Source organism: Streptomyces sp. NPDC050211 (assembly GCF_040656035.1).
Classification (GTDB): Bacteria; Actinomycetota; Actinomycetes; order Streptomycetales; family Streptomycetaceae; genus Streptomyces.
In genome coordinates, this window is the sequence record NZ_JBFALC010000004.1 from 26,723 (window position 1) to 38,896 (window position 12,174).

Genomic DNA, 12,174 nt, shown 5'->3' on the forward strand with positions numbered 1-12,174 from the left:
AGTGAACGGAACACCGGGTTCCAGAGCGTTACGAGAGACAGGACTACTGAGTAGCCATGGCGGGACAGAAGATCCGCATCCGGCTCAAGGCCTACGACCACGAGGTCATCGACTCCTCGGCGAAGAAGATCGTCGAGACGGTGACGCGTACTGGTGCGTCGGTCGCGGGCCCGGTGCCGCTGCCCACTGAGAAGAACGTGTACTGCGTCATCAAGTCGCCGCACAAGTACAAGGACTCGCGCGAGCACTTCGAGATGCGTACCCACAAGCGCCTGATCGACATCCTCGACCCCACCCCCAAGACCGTTGACTCTCTGATGCGACTCGACCTCCCGGCCGGTGTCGACATCGAGATCAAGCTCTGAGGGTCGGTGAGCTGAGAATGACCAAGCAGATCAAGGGCATCCTGGGCGAGAAGCTCGGCATGACGCAGGTGTGGGACGAGAACAACCGTGTTGTTCCGGTCACCGTCGTCAAGGCCGGCCCGAACGTCGTGACCCAGGTCCGTACGAATGACAGTGACGGCTACGAGTCGGTCCAGATCGCCTTCGGCGAGATCGACCCGCGCAAGGTGAACAAGCCCCTCAAGGGCCACTTCGCCAAGGCCGACGTCACCCCCCGTCGCCACCTCGTCGAGATCCGTACCGCTGACGCCAGCGAGTACACCCTCGGCCAGGAGATCACCGCCGAGGTGTTCGAGGCCGGGATCAAGGTCGACGTGACCGGCAAGAGCAAGGGCAAGGGCTTCGCCGGTGTCATGAAGCGCCACAACTTCCGTGGCCTCGGCGCCGGACACGGCACCCAGCGCAAGCACCGCTCTCCCGGTTCCATCGGTGGCTGCGCCACCCCGGGCCGTGTGTTCAAGGGCCTCCGCATGGCGGGTCGTATGGGCAATGAGCGCGTCACCACCCAGAACCTGACCGTCCACGCCGTTGACGCGGAGAAGGGTCTGCTGCTCATCAAGGGCGCTGTCCCCGGTCCGAACGGCGGCCTCGTCCTGGTCCGCACCGCGGCCAAGGGGGCCTGAGGTAACCGATGAGCACTGTTGACATCCTTTCGCCCGCCGGCGAGAAGGCCGGAAGCGTCGAGCTCCCCGCGGAGATCTTCGACGTAGAGAAGATCAGCGTTCCGCTGCTTCACCAGGTCGTCGTCGCGCAGCTTGCCGCTGCCCGCCAGGGCACCCACAAGACCAAGCGCCGCGGTGAAGTCCGTGGTGGTGGCCGCAAGCCTTACCGCCAGAAGGGCACCGGTCGCGCCCGTCAGGGTTCGACGCGTGCGCCGCAGTTCGCCGGCGGTGGCGTCGTCCACGGCCCGCAGCCGCGTGACTACTCGCAGCGGACCCCGAAGAAGATGAAGGCCGCGGCCCTGCGCCACGCCCTCACCGACCGGGCCCGCAACAACCGCATCCACGTCGTCTCCGGCGTCATCGAGGGCGAGAGCCCGTCGACGAAGGCCGCGAAGACGCTCTTCGGCAAGATCAGCGAGCGCAAGAACCTGCTGCTCGTCATCGACCGTGCCGACGAGGCCGCGTGGCTGTCCGCCCGCAACCTGCCCCAGGTCCACATCCTGGAGCCGGGCCAGCTGAACACGTACGACGTTCTCGTCTCGGACGACGTGGTCTTCACCCAGGCCGCCTTCGAGTCCTTCGTGTCCGGCCCGAAGGCCAATGACACCGAAGGGAGCGAGGTCTGATGGCCATCCGTCACCCCGCCATTGCCTCCAAGGCCGCCAAGAAGGCCAAGGCCGCGCGCGTCGCCAAGGCGCGTCGCCACGCCACCGAGGGCAAGAACACCGTCGTCACCCCGGCGAGCAAGGCGTACACGGACCCCCGTGACGTCCTGCTGAAGCCGGTTGTGTCCGAGAAGAGCTACGCGCTCATCGACGAGAACAAGTACACGTTCCTGGTCGACCCGAGTGCCAACAAGACCCAGATCAAGCAGGCCGTCCAGGCGGTCTTCTCGGTCAAGGTCACCGGGGTCAACACGATCAACCGCCAGGGCAAGCGCAAGCGGACCCGCACCGGCTTCGGCCAGCGTGCGGCGACCAAGCGCGCGATCGTGACCCTCGCTGAGGGCGACCGTATCGACATCTTCGGCGGTCCGACCGCGTAAGCGGGTCGGATCGTCCGATATCGGACGAGGACTGAGAAATGGGAATCCGCAAGTACAAGCCGACTACGCCGGGCCGTCGTGGTTCCAGCGTCGCCGACTTCGTCGAGGTCACGCGGTCCACGCCGGAGAAGTCGCTGGTCCGCCCGCTGCACAGCAAGGGCGGCCGTAACAACGCCGGTCGTGTGACCGTTCGCCACCAGGGTGGCGGACACAAGCGCGCCTACCGTGTCATCGACTTCCGTCGCCATGACAAGGACGGCGTGCCGGCGAAGGTCGCGCACATCGAGTACGACCCCAACCGCACCGCGCGCATCGCGCTGCTGCACTACGCCGACGGCGAGAAGCGCTACATCCTCGCCCCGCGCAACCTGCAGCAGGGTGACCGCGTCGAGAACGGTCCCGGGGCCGACATCAAGCCGGGCAACAACCTGGCGCTCCGCAACATCCCGGTCGGTACCACGATCCACGCGATCGAGCTCCGTCCCGGTGGCGGCGCCAAGTTCGCCCGCTCCGCCGGTGCCTCCGTGCAGCTGCTCGCGAAGGAGGGCCAGATGGCCCACCTCCGCATGCCGTCCGGTGAGATCCGCCTGGTCGACGTGCGCTGCCGCGCCACCGTCGGCGAGGTCGGCAACGCCGAGCAGTCCAACATCAACTGGGGCAAGGCCGGCCGCAAGCGCTGGCTGGGCGTCCGCCCGACCGTTCGCGGTGTGGCGATGAACCCGGTTGACCACCCGCACGGTGGTGGTGAGGGCAAGACCTCCGGTGGTCGCCACCCGGTCAGCCCCTGGGGTCAGAAGGAAGGACGTACTCGTTCGCCCAAGAAGGCGTCGAACAAGTACATCGTCCGCCGCCGCAAGACGAACAAGAAGCGCTAGGAGCGGGTTTAGATGCCGCGCAGTCTCAAGAAGGGGCCCTTCGTCGACGACCACCTGATCAAGAAGGTGGACGCCCAGAACGAAGCCGGTTCCAAGAACGTCATCAAGACCTGGTCCCGTCGCTCGATGATCGTCCCGGCCATGCTGGGCCACACGATCGCGGTGCACAACGGCAAGACCCACATCCCGGTGTTCGTCACCGAGTCGATGGTCGGCCACAAGCTCGGCGAGTTCTCGCCGACGCGCACCTTCCGGGGCCACGTCAAGGACGACCGGAAGTCGAAGCGCCGCTAGTAGCGGATCGCATTCAGACAAAGAAACCTGAAAGGGACAACCATGGAAGCCAGGGCCCAGGCGCGGTACATCCGCGTCACGCCCATGAAGGCCCGCCGCGTGGTGGACCTCATCCGTGGCATGGATGCCACGGAGGCCCAGGCGGTCCTGCGATTCGCTCCGCAGGCCGCCTCCGAGCCGGTCGGCAAGGTGCTCGACAGCGCCATTGCCAACGCCGCGCACAACTACGACCACACCGACGCCGACAGCCTCTTCATCTCCGAGGCGTACGTCGACGAGGGCCCGACCCTGAAGCGGTTCCGTCCGCGTGCCCAGGGCCGCGCCTACCGGATCCGCAAGCGGACCAGCCACATCACCGTGGTCGTCAGCAGCAAGGAAGGAACCCGGTAATGGGCCAGAAGGTAAACCCGCATGGGTTCCGCCTCGGTGTCACGACCGACTTCAAGTCGCGTTGGTACGCCGACAAGCTGTACAAGGACTACGTCAAGGAAGACGTCGCCATCCGTCGGATGATGACGTCCGGCATGGAGCGCGCCGGTATCTCGAAGGTGGAGATCGAGCGCACCCGTGACCGTGTCCGCGTCGACATCCACACCGCGCGTCCGGGCATCGTCATCGGCCGCCGTGGCGCCGAGGCCGACCGCATCCGCGGTGACCTGGAGAAGCTGACCGGCAAGCAGGTCCAGCTGAACATCCTCGAGGTCAAGAACCCGGAGACGGACGCTCAGCTGGTGGCCCAGGCCGTCGCCGAGCAGCTGTCCTCCCGCGTCTCCTTCCGTCGGGCCATGCGTAAGAGCATGCAGTCCGCCATGAAGGCCGGCGCCAAGGGCATCAAGATCCAGTGCGGTGGCCGTCTCGGCGGCGCCGAGATGTCCCGCTCGGAGTTCTACCGCGAGGGCCGTGTGCCCCTGCACACGCTCCGCGCGAACGTGGACTACGGCTTCTTCGAGGCCAAGACGACCTTCGGCCGTATCGGTGTGAAGGTCTGGATCTACAAGGGCGACGTCAAGAACATCGCCGAGGTCCGCGCCGAGAACGCTGCCGCCCGTGCGGGTAACCGCCCGGCTCGCGGTGGCGGCGCCGACCGCCCGGCCCGTGGTGGCCGCGGTGGCGAGCGTGGCGGGCGCGGTCGTAAGCCGCAGCAGGCTGCCGGCGCCGAGGCCCCCAAGGCCGAGGCTCCCGCTGCCGCCGCTCCGGCTGAGAGCACCGGAACGGAGGCCTGACCGTCATGCTGATCCCCCGTAGGGTCAAGCACCGCAAGCAGCACCACCCGAAGCGCAGTGGTATGGCCAAGGGTGGTACTGAGGTCGCGTTCGGCGAATACGGCATCCAGGCGCTGACCCCGGCGTACGTCACGAACCGTCAGATCGAAGCGGCTCGTATCGCCATGACCCGTCACATCAAGCGTGGCGGCAAGGTCTGGATCAACATTTACCCGGACCGCCCCCTGACGAAGAAGCCGGCCGAGACCCGCATGGGTTCCGGTAAGGGTTCTCCCGAGTGGTGGGTGGCCAACGTCAAGCCCGGACGTGTGATGTTCGAGCTGTCGTACCCCAACGAGAAGATCGCGCGCGAGGCCCTGACCCGTGCGGCTCACAAGCTGCCGATGAAGTGCAAGATCGTCAAGCGCGAGGCAGGTGAAGCGTGATGTCGGCCGGTACCAAGGCGTCGGAGCTGCGCGAGCTGGGCAACGAGGAGCTCCTCAACAAGCTCCGCGAGGCCAAGGAAGAGCTGTTCAACCTCCGCTTTCAGGCGGCGACCGGACAGCTCGAGAACCACGGTCGGCTGAAGGCCGTCCGTAAGGACATCGCGCGGATCTACACCCTGATGCGTGAGCGCGAGCTGGGCATCGAGACGGTGGAGAGCGCCTGATGAGTGAGAGCAACGTGACTGAGCAGACCGCAGAGGCGCGCGGCTTCCGCAAGACCCGTGAGGGTCTCGTCGTCAGCGACAAGATGGACAAGACCGTCGTCGTCGCCGTCGAGGACCGCGTCAAGCACGCGCTGTACGGCAAGGTCATCCGCCGTACGAACAAGCTCAAGGCGCACGACGAGCAGAACGCCGCGGGCGTCGGCGACCGGGTTCTCCTGATGGAGACCCGTCCGCTGTCCGCGACGAAGCGCTGGCGCGTCGTCGAGATCCTCGAGAAGGCGAAGTAATAAGCGGGGGCTCCGCCCCCGCTGCCCCCCGCTGGGGGCTCCCCAGGCCCCCGGCGGAGGTTTTCTTCCTCAAGAGGCCCAGTAATTCCTGCGGGAGCAACCCGCAGGACGGTTCCGCCAGGCTCTCCGGCTCACCCCCGGAGGGAACCGGCAGACAATCAGGAGATAGACGTGATCCAGCAGGAGTCGCGACTGCGTGTCGCCGACAACACTGGTGCGAAGGAGATCCTTTGCATCCGTGTGCTCGGTGGCTCCGGTCGCCGCTACGCGGGCATCGGTGACGTCATCGTCGCCACCGTCAAGGACGCGATCCCCGGTGGCAACGTGAAGAAGGGTGACGTCGTCAAGGCGGTCATCGTTCGCACCGTCAAGGAGCGCCGCCGTCCGGACGGCTCGTACATCCGCTTCGACGAGAACGCCGCCGTCATTCTGAAGAACGACGGCGACCCTCGCGGCACCCGTATCTTCGGCCCCGTCGGCCGTGAGCTGCGCGAGAAGAAGTTCATGAAGATCATCTCGCTCGCGCCGGAGGTGCTGTAAGCATGAAGATCAAGAAGGGCGACCTGGTCCAGGTCATCACCGGTAAGGACAAGGGCAAGCAGGGCAAGGTCATCGCGGCCTTCCCCCGTGAGGACCGTGTCCTGGTCGAGGGTGTCAACCGGGTCAAGAAGCACACCAAGGCCGGTCCGACCGCTCGCGGTTCGCAGGCCGGTGGCATCGTCACGACCGAGGCGCCGATCCACGTCTCCAACGTCCAGCTGGTCGTTGAGAAGGACGGCAACAAGGTCGTCACGCGTGTCGGTTACCGCTTCGACGACGAAGGCAACAAGATCCGCGTTGCCAAGCGGACGGGTGAGGACATCTGATGACGACCACCACCAGCCCGCGTCTGAAGCAGAAGTACCGCGAGGAGATCGCGGGCAAGCTGCGTGACGAGTTCAAGTACGAGAACGTCATGCAGATCCCCGGCCTCGTCAAGATCGTGGTCAACATGGGTGTGGGCGACGCCGCCCGCGACTCCAAGCTGATCGACGGCGCGATTCGCGACCTCACCACGATCACCGGTCAGAAGCCGGCCGTCACCAAGGCCCGCAAGTCCATCGCGCAGTTCAAGCTGCGTGAGGGTCAGCCGATCGGTGCCCACGTCACGCTCCGTGGCGACCGCATGTGGGAGTTCCTGGACCGCACCCTGTCGCTCGCGCTGCCGCGCATCCGCGACTTCCGTGGTCTGTCCCCCAAGCAGTTCGACGGCCGTGGCAACTACACCTTCGGTCTCACGGAGCAGGTCATGTTCCACGAGATCGACCAGGACAAGATCGACCGCGTCCGGGGTATGGACATCACCGTGGTCACCACGGCGACCAACGACGCCGAGGGCCGCGCGCTCCTCCGTCACCTCGGCTTCCCCTTCAAGGAGGCGTAAGCGAGATGGCGAAGAAGGCTCTGATTGCCAAGGCTGCTCGTAAGCCCAAGTTCGGTGTACGTGGCTACACGCGCTGCCAGCGCTGTGGTCGTCCGCACTCCGTGTACCGCAAGTTCGGCCTCTGCCGCGTGTGCCTTCGTGAGATGGCTCACCGTGGCGAGCTGCCGGGCGTGACCAAGAGCTCCTGGTAGTCCCGTACTTCGGGACGTCAGGAACTCTCGGTAAGTAAAGGGCAGTGTCAGGTGCCCACCTCTCCGTGGCTTAGGCTAGGAGGGTTGGGCGCCTGGACGCCCATACGACTTACTACGCCGTAGGTCCACCGCGCCGCACCCGCCCCGTCTCGGATCGGGGAGAGGGATGGCGCACCAGGAAACCCCGGCGAGAGAGGCCGAAGGCCAATTCATGACCATGACTGATCCGATCGCAGACATGCTTACGCGTCTGCGGAACGCGAACTCGGCGTACCACGACACCGTGGCGATGCCGCACTCGAAGATCAAGTCTCACATCGCGGAGATCCTCCAGCAGGAGGGCTTCATCACGGGCTGGAAGGTCGAGGACGCCGAGGTCGGCAAGAACCTCGTCCTGGAGCTGAAGTTCGGCCCCAACCGTGAGCGCTCCATCGCGGGCATCAAGCGGATCTCCAAGCCCGGTCTCCGGGTTTACGCGAAGTCCACCAACCTGCCGAAGGTGCTCGGCGGCCTCGGCGTGGCGATCATCTCCACGTCGCACGGGCTTCTCACCGACAAGCAGGCCGGCAAGAAGGGCGTAGGCGGAGAAGTTCTCGCCTACGTCTGGTAGCGGAAGGGAACGGAGGAAACAGCTATGTCGCGCATTGGCAAGCTCCCCATCACGGTTCCCGCCGGCGTGGACGTCACCATCGATGGCCGCACGGTCCAGGTGAAGGGCCCCAAGGGCACCCTCTCCCACACCATTGCGGCGCCGATCGAGATCGCTAAGGGCGAGGACGGCGTGCTGAACGTCGTGCGTCCGAACGACGAGCGTCAGAACAAGGCCCTGCACGGCCTGTCCCGCACGCTGGTGGCGAACATGATCACCGGCGTGACCCAGGGTTACGTGAAGAAGCTCGAGATCAGCGGTGTCGGTTACCGCGTGCAGGCCAAGGGATCGAACCTCGAGTTCGCTCTCGGCTACAGCCACCCGATCACCGTCGAGGCCCCCGAGGGCATCACCTTCAAGGTGGAGGCCCCCACCCGTTTCTCGGTCGAGGGCATCGACAAGCAGAAGGTCGGCGAGGTTGCGGCCAACATCCGCAAGCTGCGCAAGCCCGACCCGTACAAGGCCAAGGGCGTCAAGTACGAGGGCGAAGTCATCCGCCGCAAGGTCGGAAAGGCGGGTAAGTAAGCCATGGCATACGGACAGAAGATCCTTAAGGGCGACGCCTACAAGCGCGCCGCGATCAAGCGCCGCCACATCCGGATCCGTAAGAAGGTCGCGGGTACGGCGGAGCGTCCCCGTCTGGTCGTTACCCGCTCCAACCGCCACATCGTGGCCCAGGTGATCGACGACATCAAGGGTCACACCCTGGCGTCGGCGTCCACCCTGGACACCTCGGTGCGCGGTGGCGAGGGCGACAAGTCCGCACAGGCCAAGCAGGTCGGCGCCCTGGTCGCCGAGCGCGCCAAGGCCGCGGGCGTCGAGACCGTCGTATTCGACCGTGGTGGTAACCAGTACGCCGGGCGCATTGCCGCTCTGGCGGACGCCGCCCGCGAAGCCGGACTGAAGTTCTAGTCGGTTCCGTAGCTAGCGGAGACAGAGAGAGGTAATTCCAATGGCTGGACCCCAGCGCCGCGGTGGCGGTGCCGGTGGCGGCGAGCGGCGGGACCGGAAGGGCCGTGACGGCGGCGCAGCTGCCGCCGAGAAGACCGCGTACGTTGAGCGCGTTGTCGCGATCAACCGCGTCGCCAAGGTTGTGAAGGGTGGTCGTCGCTTCAGCTTCACTGCGCTCGTCGTAGTGGGCGACGGTGACGGCACCGTGGGTGTCGGTTACGGCAAGGCCAAGGAGGTGCCGGCCGCCATCGCCAAGGGTGTTGAGGAGGCCAAGAAGCACTTCTTCAAGGTCCCCCGTATCCAGGGCACCATCCCGCACCCGATCACGGGTGAGAAGGCTGCCGGCGTCGTTCTCCTCAAGCCGGCTTCGCCGGGTACCGGTGTTATCGCCGGTGGTCCCGTGCGTGCCGTCCTGGAGTGCGCCGGTATCCACGACGTGCTGTCGAAGTCGCTCGGCTCGTCGAACGCGATCAACATCGTGCACGCGACCGTGGAGGCCCTGAAGGGCCTGCAGCGTCCCGAGGAGATCGCGGCCCGCCGTGGTCTGCCGCTCGAGGACGTCGCTCCCGCGGCTCTGCTGCGTGCGCGTGCCGGGGCTGGTGCTGCGTAATGGCTCAGCTCAAGATCACGCAGACGAAGTCGTACATCGGCAGCAAGCAGAACCACCGTGACACCCTGCGCTCCCTTGGTCTCAAGGGCATCAACACGCAGGTCGTCAAGGAGGATCGTCCCGAGTTCCGCGGCATGGTGCACACCGTCCGCCACCTCGTGACGGTCGAGGAGGTCGACTGATCATGGCGGAGCAGAACCCGCTCAAGATCCACAACCTCCGTCCGGCCCCCGGCGCCAAGACCGCCAAGACCCGTGTGGGTCGTGGTGAGGCGTCGAAGGGTAAGACGGCCGGTCGTGGTACCAAGGGCACCAAGGCCCGCTACCAGGTTCCGGAGCGCTTCGAGGGTGGGCAGATGCCCCTCCACATGCGCCTCCCGAAGCTGAAGGGCTTCAAGAACCCGTTCAAGACCGAGTACCAGGTCGTGAACCTCGACAAGCTGGCCGCGCTCTACCCCGAGGGTGGCGAGGTCACCGTCGAGGGTCTGGTGGCCAAGGGTGCCGTTCGCAAGAACAGCCTCGTCAAGGTGCTCGGCCAGGGCGAGATCTCCGTGGCGCTGCAGGTGACGGTCGACGCCGTCTCCGGCTCCGCCAAGGAGAAGATCACCGCCGCCGGCGGCACCGTCACCGAGCTCGTCTGAACACCTCAGGCGTCTCGATGACTTGAGCGATCCCGACCGGGGATACCCACAAATGGGGTATCCCCGGTTGGTCGTTCCAAGGGTGGCAGTCCCGCGGGTAAGGTGGCCTGCACTGCCAACTTTTACTGAGTGCTTCACGTGGGGCACTCAGAGCGGCAGTTGACCGTTACGTATGTCGTTATCCATCGGAATCTCACAACCGTCACCCTTGACGCAGAAGCGCGGGGGTCGCAGGAGGCACCGTGCTCACCGCGTTCGCCCGGGCGTTCAAGACGCCCGACCTGCGCAAGAAGCTGCTCTTCACGCTCGGCATCATCGTGATCTACCGGATCGGTACGCATATCCCGATCCCCGGTGTCGACTATCAGAACGTCCAGACCTGTATCGACGTGGCCAAGGGCAACCAGGGCCTGTTCGGTCTGGTCAACATGTTCAGCGGCGGCGCGTTGCTGCAGATCACGATCTTCGCGCTCGGCATCATGCCGTACATCACGGCGAGCATCATCCTGCAGCTGCTGACGGTGGTCATCCCACGCCTCGAGGCCCTGAAGAAGGAGGGCTCGGCCGGCACAGCGAAGATCACGCAGTACACCCGTTATCTGACGGTCGCGCTCGCCGTCCTCCAGGGCACCGGCCTGGTCGCCACCGCCCGCAGCGGCGCGCTCTTCCAGGGCTGCCCCGTGGCCTCCGAGATCGTCCCTGACCAGTCGATCTTCGTGACCATCACCATGGTCATCACCATGACCGCCGGTACGGCCGTCGTGATGTGGCTCGGTGAGCTCGTCACCGACCGCGGCATCGGCAACGGCATGTCGATCCTGATGTTCATCTCGATCGCCGCGACCTTCCCGTCCGCGCTGTGGGCCATCAAGACGCAGGGCTCCCTGGCCGGCGGCTGGATCGAGTTCGGCACCGTCGTCCTCGTCGGCCTGTTCATGGTCGGCCTGGTCGTCTTCGTCGAGCAGGCACAGCGCCGCATCCCCGTGCAGTACGCGAAGCGGATGATCGGCCGCCGGTCCTACGGCGGTACATCCACGTACATCCCGCTCAAGGTGAACCAGGCGGGTGTGATTCCCGTCATCTTCGCCTCGTCACTGCTCTACATCCCGGCACTGATCGCGCAGTTCTCGAGCGGTAACTCCAGCTGGAAAACGTGGATCGAGTCACACCTGGTGAAGGGTGACCATCCGATTTACATCACTCTGTACTTCTTGCTCATCGTTTTCTTCGCGTTCTTCTACGTGGCTATCTCCTTCAACCCCGAAGAAGTAGCCGACAACATGAAGAAGTATGGTGGCTTCATCCCGGGCATCCGGGCTGGCCGGCCGACCGCTGAGTACCTGTCGTACGTGCTCAACCGGATCACCTGGCCGGGTTCGCTGTACCTGGGTCTGATCGCTCTCGTCCCGACAATGGCGTTGGCTGGTTTCGGGGCAAACCAGAACTTCCCGTTCGGCGGCACCAGCATCCTGATCATCGTGGGTGTCGGTCTCGAGACGGTGAAGCAGATCGAGAGCCAGCTCCAGCAGCGCAATTACGAAGGGTTCCTCCGCTGATGCGAATCGTCCTCGTCGGGCCGCCGGGCGCCGGTAAGGGTACGCAGGCCACGCGCCTTGCCGAGAAGCTGCGCATCCCGCACATCTCCACGGGCGACCTGTTCCGCGCGAACATCAGCCAGCAGACGGAGCTCGGCAAACTCGCGAAGTCCTACATGGACGCCGGCAACCTGGTCCCGGACGAGGTCACCATCGCGATGGCCAAGGACCGCATGGAGCAGCCCGACGCGGAGAACGGCTTCCTGCTCGACGGCTTCCCGCGCAATGTCTCGCAGGCCGAGGCGCTGGACGAGGTGCTGGAGACCGAGGACGTCAAGCTGGACGCGGTGCTGGATCTCGAGGCACCCGAGGAAGAGGTCGTCAAGCGGATTGCCGGCCGGCGCACCTGCCGGAACGACTCCGCGCACGTCTTCCACATGACGTACAGCCCGCCGAAGAAGGAAGGCGTCTGCGACGTCTGCGGCGGCGAGCTGTACCTGCGGGGCGACGACTCCGAGGAGACCGTCCGCAAGCGCCTCGAGGTCTACCACACGCAGACCGAGCCGATCATCGACTACTACAAGACGCAGGGCCTGGTCGTGACGATCAACGCGATGGGCCCGGTGGACGAGGTCACGGGTCGTGCGCTGGAGGCGCTGAAGCGCGAGGGCGACGAGAAGTAGTCGTTCGTACGTTGTCGTAGCCGCGGTTCCCCGTCGGGGGACCGCGGCTACTG

General features: G+C 65.5%; 23 protein-coding genes. All 23 read left to right on the forward strand.

Annotation, left to right across the window (positions count from 1 at the left end):
• Nucleotides 1-56 precede the first annotated feature (56 nt).
• The 23 genes from rpsJ to AB0I98_RS05835 all read left to right on the forward strand — a co-directional run bounded on the left by rpsJ (nt 57) and on the right by AB0I98_RS05835 (nt 12,121).
• Complete coding sequence (rpsJ, locus tag AB0I98_RS05725) at nt 57-365, forward strand: 30S ribosomal protein S10 (RefSeq protein WP_003948644.1); 309 nt, start codon at nt 57-59, stop codon at nt 363-365.
• A 17-nt stretch (nt 366-382) separates the two neighbouring features.
• The gene (rplC, locus tag AB0I98_RS05730; protein WP_301983280.1) at nt 383-1,027 is read left to right on the forward strand and encodes a 50S ribosomal protein L3; all 645 of its coding nucleotides are present in this window, start codon (nt 383-385) and stop codon (nt 1,025-1,027) included.
• Nucleotides 1,028-1,035: 8 nt separating this feature from the next.
• On the forward strand, nt 1,036-1,692 hold the full coding sequence (gene rplD / locus AB0I98_RS05735; RefSeq protein ID WP_210572714.1) for a 50S ribosomal protein L4: 657 nt from the start codon (nt 1,036-1,038) through the stop codon (nt 1,690-1,692).
• Complete coding sequence (gene rplW / locus AB0I98_RS05740; protein ID WP_210572716.1) at nt 1,692-2,111, forward strand: 50S ribosomal protein L23; 420 nt, start codon at nt 1,692-1,694, stop codon at nt 2,109-2,111. Before rplD ends, rplW begins: the two co-directional genes overlap by 1 nt.
• 38 nt (nt 2,112-2,149) lie before the next feature.
• The gene (rplB, locus tag AB0I98_RS05745; RefSeq protein ID WP_059192905.1) at nt 2,150-2,986 is read left to right on the forward strand and encodes a 50S ribosomal protein L2; all 837 of its coding nucleotides are present in this window, start codon (nt 2,150-2,152) and stop codon (nt 2,984-2,986) included.
• Nucleotides 2,987-2,998: 12 nt separating this feature from the next.
• Nucleotides 2,999-3,280: a 30S ribosomal protein S19 gene (gene rpsS, locus AB0I98_RS05750; protein WP_007384069.1), complete on the forward strand. Its 282-nt coding sequence runs from the start codon at nt 2,999-3,001 to the stop codon at nt 3,278-3,280.
• Nucleotides 3,281-3,322: 42 nt separating this feature from the next.
• Complete coding sequence (gene rplV / locus AB0I98_RS05755; RefSeq protein WP_155058649.1) at nt 3,323-3,670, forward strand: 50S ribosomal protein L22; 348 nt, start codon at nt 3,323-3,325, stop codon at nt 3,668-3,670.
• Nucleotides 3,670-4,503 carry a 30S ribosomal protein S3 gene (rpsC, locus tag AB0I98_RS05760; RefSeq protein ID WP_210572717.1) on the forward strand — a complete coding sequence of 278 codons (834 nt, stop codon included), beginning with the start codon at nt 3,670-3,672 and terminating at the stop codon, nt 4,501-4,503. Before rplV ends, rpsC begins: the two co-directional genes overlap by 1 nt.
• Before the next feature lie 5 nt (nt 4,504-4,508).
• Nucleotides 4,509-4,928 (forward strand): 50S ribosomal protein L16, encoded by a 420-nt coding sequence (gene rplP / locus AB0I98_RS05765; protein ID WP_086601013.1) that lies wholly within the window; start codon nt 4,509-4,511, stop codon nt 4,926-4,928.
• Nucleotides 4,928-5,152 carry a 50S ribosomal protein L29 gene (gene rpmC, locus AB0I98_RS05770; protein WP_010036720.1) on the forward strand — a complete coding sequence of 75 codons (225 nt, stop codon included), beginning with the start codon at nt 4,928-4,930 and terminating at the stop codon, nt 5,150-5,152. The genes rplP and rpmC overlap by 1 nt, the downstream gene beginning before the upstream one ends.
• Nucleotides 5,152-5,439, forward strand: a complete 288-nt coding sequence (gene rpsQ / locus AB0I98_RS05775; protein WP_003992363.1) for a 30S ribosomal protein S17 — start codon at nt 5,152-5,154, stop codon at nt 5,437-5,439. The genes rpmC and rpsQ overlap by 1 nt, the downstream gene beginning before the upstream one ends.
• Nucleotides 5,440-5,610: 171 nt before the next feature.
• Nucleotides 5,611-5,979: a 50S ribosomal protein L14 gene (rplN, locus tag AB0I98_RS05780; RefSeq protein ID WP_003998823.1), complete on the forward strand. Its 369-nt coding sequence runs from the start codon at nt 5,611-5,613 to the stop codon at nt 5,977-5,979.
• Between the two features lie 2 nt (nt 5,980-5,981).
• Nucleotides 5,982-6,305 (forward strand): 50S ribosomal protein L24, encoded by a 324-nt coding sequence (gene rplX / locus AB0I98_RS05785; protein ID WP_003992365.1) that lies wholly within the window; start codon nt 5,982-5,984, stop codon nt 6,303-6,305.
• Nucleotides 6,305-6,862 (forward strand): 50S ribosomal protein L5, encoded by a 558-nt coding sequence (gene rplE / locus AB0I98_RS05790; protein ID WP_210572734.1) that lies wholly within the window; start codon nt 6,305-6,307, stop codon nt 6,860-6,862. The genes rplX and rplE overlap by 1 nt, the downstream gene beginning before the upstream one ends.
• A gap of 5 nt (nt 6,863-6,867) precedes the next feature.
• The gene (locus AB0I98_RS05795; RefSeq protein ID WP_003948630.1) at nt 6,868-7,053 is read left to right on the forward strand and encodes a type Z 30S ribosomal protein S14; all 186 of its coding nucleotides are present in this window, start codon (nt 6,868-6,870) and stop codon (nt 7,051-7,053) included.
• Nucleotides 7,054-7,264: 211 nt separating this feature from the next.
• Entirely contained in the window at nt 7,265-7,663 is a 399-nt protein-coding gene (gene rpsH, locus AB0I98_RS05800) for a 30S ribosomal protein S8 (RefSeq protein WP_015658459.1), read from the forward strand.
• 24 nt (nt 7,664-7,687) lie between these two features.
• On the forward strand, nt 7,688-8,227 hold the full coding sequence (rplF, locus tag AB0I98_RS05805; RefSeq protein WP_362935802.1) for a 50S ribosomal protein L6: 540 nt from the start codon (nt 7,688-7,690) through the stop codon (nt 8,225-8,227).
• Between the two features lie 3 nt (nt 8,228-8,230).
• On the forward strand, nt 8,231-8,614 hold the full coding sequence (gene rplR, locus AB0I98_RS05810) for a 50S ribosomal protein L18 (protein WP_362935805.1): 384 nt from the start codon (nt 8,231-8,233) through the stop codon (nt 8,612-8,614).
• A gap of 40 nt (nt 8,615-8,654) precedes the next feature.
• Nucleotides 8,655-9,263 (forward strand): 30S ribosomal protein S5, encoded by a 609-nt coding sequence (gene rpsE / locus AB0I98_RS05815; protein WP_030671799.1) that lies wholly within the window; start codon nt 8,655-8,657, stop codon nt 9,261-9,263.
• Nucleotides 9,263-9,445: a 50S ribosomal protein L30 gene (rpmD, locus tag AB0I98_RS05820; RefSeq protein WP_005481207.1), complete on the forward strand. Its 183-nt coding sequence runs from the start codon at nt 9,263-9,265 to the stop codon at nt 9,443-9,445. The genes rpsE and rpmD overlap by 1 nt, the downstream gene beginning before the upstream one ends.
• Before the next feature lie 2 nt (nt 9,446-9,447).
• Nucleotides 9,448-9,903: a 50S ribosomal protein L15 gene (gene rplO, locus AB0I98_RS05825; protein ID WP_014674382.1), complete on the forward strand. Its 456-nt coding sequence runs from the start codon at nt 9,448-9,450 to the stop codon at nt 9,901-9,903.
• A gap of 242 nt (nt 9,904-10,145) precedes the next feature.
• On the forward strand, nt 10,146-11,459 hold the full coding sequence (gene secY, locus AB0I98_RS05830; RefSeq protein WP_210572737.1) for a preprotein translocase subunit SecY: 1,314 nt from the start codon (nt 10,146-10,148) through the stop codon (nt 11,457-11,459).
• Nucleotides 11,459-12,121, forward strand: a complete 663-nt coding sequence (locus AB0I98_RS05835) for an adenylate kinase (protein WP_362935808.1) — start codon at nt 11,459-11,461, stop codon at nt 12,119-12,121. Before secY ends, AB0I98_RS05835 begins: the two co-directional genes overlap by 1 nt.
• The last annotated feature ends 53 nt before the right edge of the window (nt 12,122-12,174 follow it).

What these genes read in the sequence shown, in the direction of transcription:
- rpsJ (WP_003948644.1), top strand. Translation starts at nt 57, where the DNA reads ATGGCGGGACAGAAGATCCGCATCCGGCTCAAGGCCTACGACCACGAG.
- rplC (WP_301983280.1), top strand. Translation starts at nt 383, where the DNA reads ATGACCAAGCAGATCAAGGGCATCCTGGGCGAGAAGCTCGGCATGACG.
- rplD (WP_210572714.1), top strand. Translation starts at nt 1,036, where the DNA reads ATGAGCACTGTTGACATCCTTTCGCCCGCCGGCGAGAAGGCCGGAAGC.
- rplW (WP_210572716.1), top strand. Translation starts at nt 1,692, where the DNA reads ATGGCCATCCGTCACCCCGCCATTGCCTCCAAGGCCGCCAAGAAGGCC.
- rplB (WP_059192905.1), top strand. Translation starts at nt 2,150, where the DNA reads ATGGGAATCCGCAAGTACAAGCCGACTACGCCGGGCCGTCGTGGTTCC.
- rpsS (WP_007384069.1), top strand. Translation starts at nt 2,999, where the DNA reads ATGCCGCGCAGTCTCAAGAAGGGGCCCTTCGTCGACGACCACCTGATC.
- rplV (WP_155058649.1), top strand. Translation starts at nt 3,323, where the DNA reads ATGGAAGCCAGGGCCCAGGCGCGGTACATCCGCGTCACGCCCATGAAG.
- rpsC (WP_210572717.1), top strand. Translation starts at nt 3,670, where the DNA reads ATGGGCCAGAAGGTAAACCCGCATGGGTTCCGCCTCGGTGTCACGACC.
- rplP (WP_086601013.1), top strand. Translation starts at nt 4,509, where the DNA reads ATGCTGATCCCCCGTAGGGTCAAGCACCGCAAGCAGCACCACCCGAAG.
- rpmC (WP_010036720.1), top strand. Translation starts at nt 4,928, where the DNA reads ATGTCGGCCGGTACCAAGGCGTCGGAGCTGCGCGAGCTGGGCAACGAG.
- rpsQ (WP_003992363.1), top strand. Translation starts at nt 5,152, where the DNA reads ATGAGTGAGAGCAACGTGACTGAGCAGACCGCAGAGGCGCGCGGCTTC.
- rplX (WP_003992365.1), top strand. Translation starts at nt 5,982, where the DNA reads ATGAAGATCAAGAAGGGCGACCTGGTCCAGGTCATCACCGGTAAGGAC.
- rplE (WP_210572734.1), top strand. Translation starts at nt 6,305, where the DNA reads ATGACGACCACCACCAGCCCGCGTCTGAAGCAGAAGTACCGCGAGGAG.
- AB0I98_RS05795 (WP_003948630.1), top strand. Translation starts at nt 6,868, where the DNA reads ATGGCGAAGAAGGCTCTGATTGCCAAGGCTGCTCGTAAGCCCAAGTTC.
- rpsH (WP_015658459.1), top strand. Translation starts at nt 7,265, where the DNA reads ATGACCATGACTGATCCGATCGCAGACATGCTTACGCGTCTGCGGAAC.
- rplF (WP_362935802.1), top strand. Translation starts at nt 7,688, where the DNA reads ATGTCGCGCATTGGCAAGCTCCCCATCACGGTTCCCGCCGGCGTGGAC.
- rplR (WP_362935805.1), top strand. Translation starts at nt 8,231, where the DNA reads ATGGCATACGGACAGAAGATCCTTAAGGGCGACGCCTACAAGCGCGCC.
- rpsE (WP_030671799.1), top strand. Translation starts at nt 8,655, where the DNA reads ATGGCTGGACCCCAGCGCCGCGGTGGCGGTGCCGGTGGCGGCGAGCGG.
- rpmD (WP_005481207.1), top strand. Translation starts at nt 9,263, where the DNA reads ATGGCTCAGCTCAAGATCACGCAGACGAAGTCGTACATCGGCAGCAAG.
- rplO (WP_014674382.1), top strand. Translation starts at nt 9,448, where the DNA reads ATGGCGGAGCAGAACCCGCTCAAGATCCACAACCTCCGTCCGGCCCCC.
- AB0I98_RS05835 (WP_362935808.1), top strand. Translation starts at nt 11,459, where the DNA reads ATGCGAATCGTCCTCGTCGGGCCGCCGGGCGCCGGTAAGGGTACGCAG.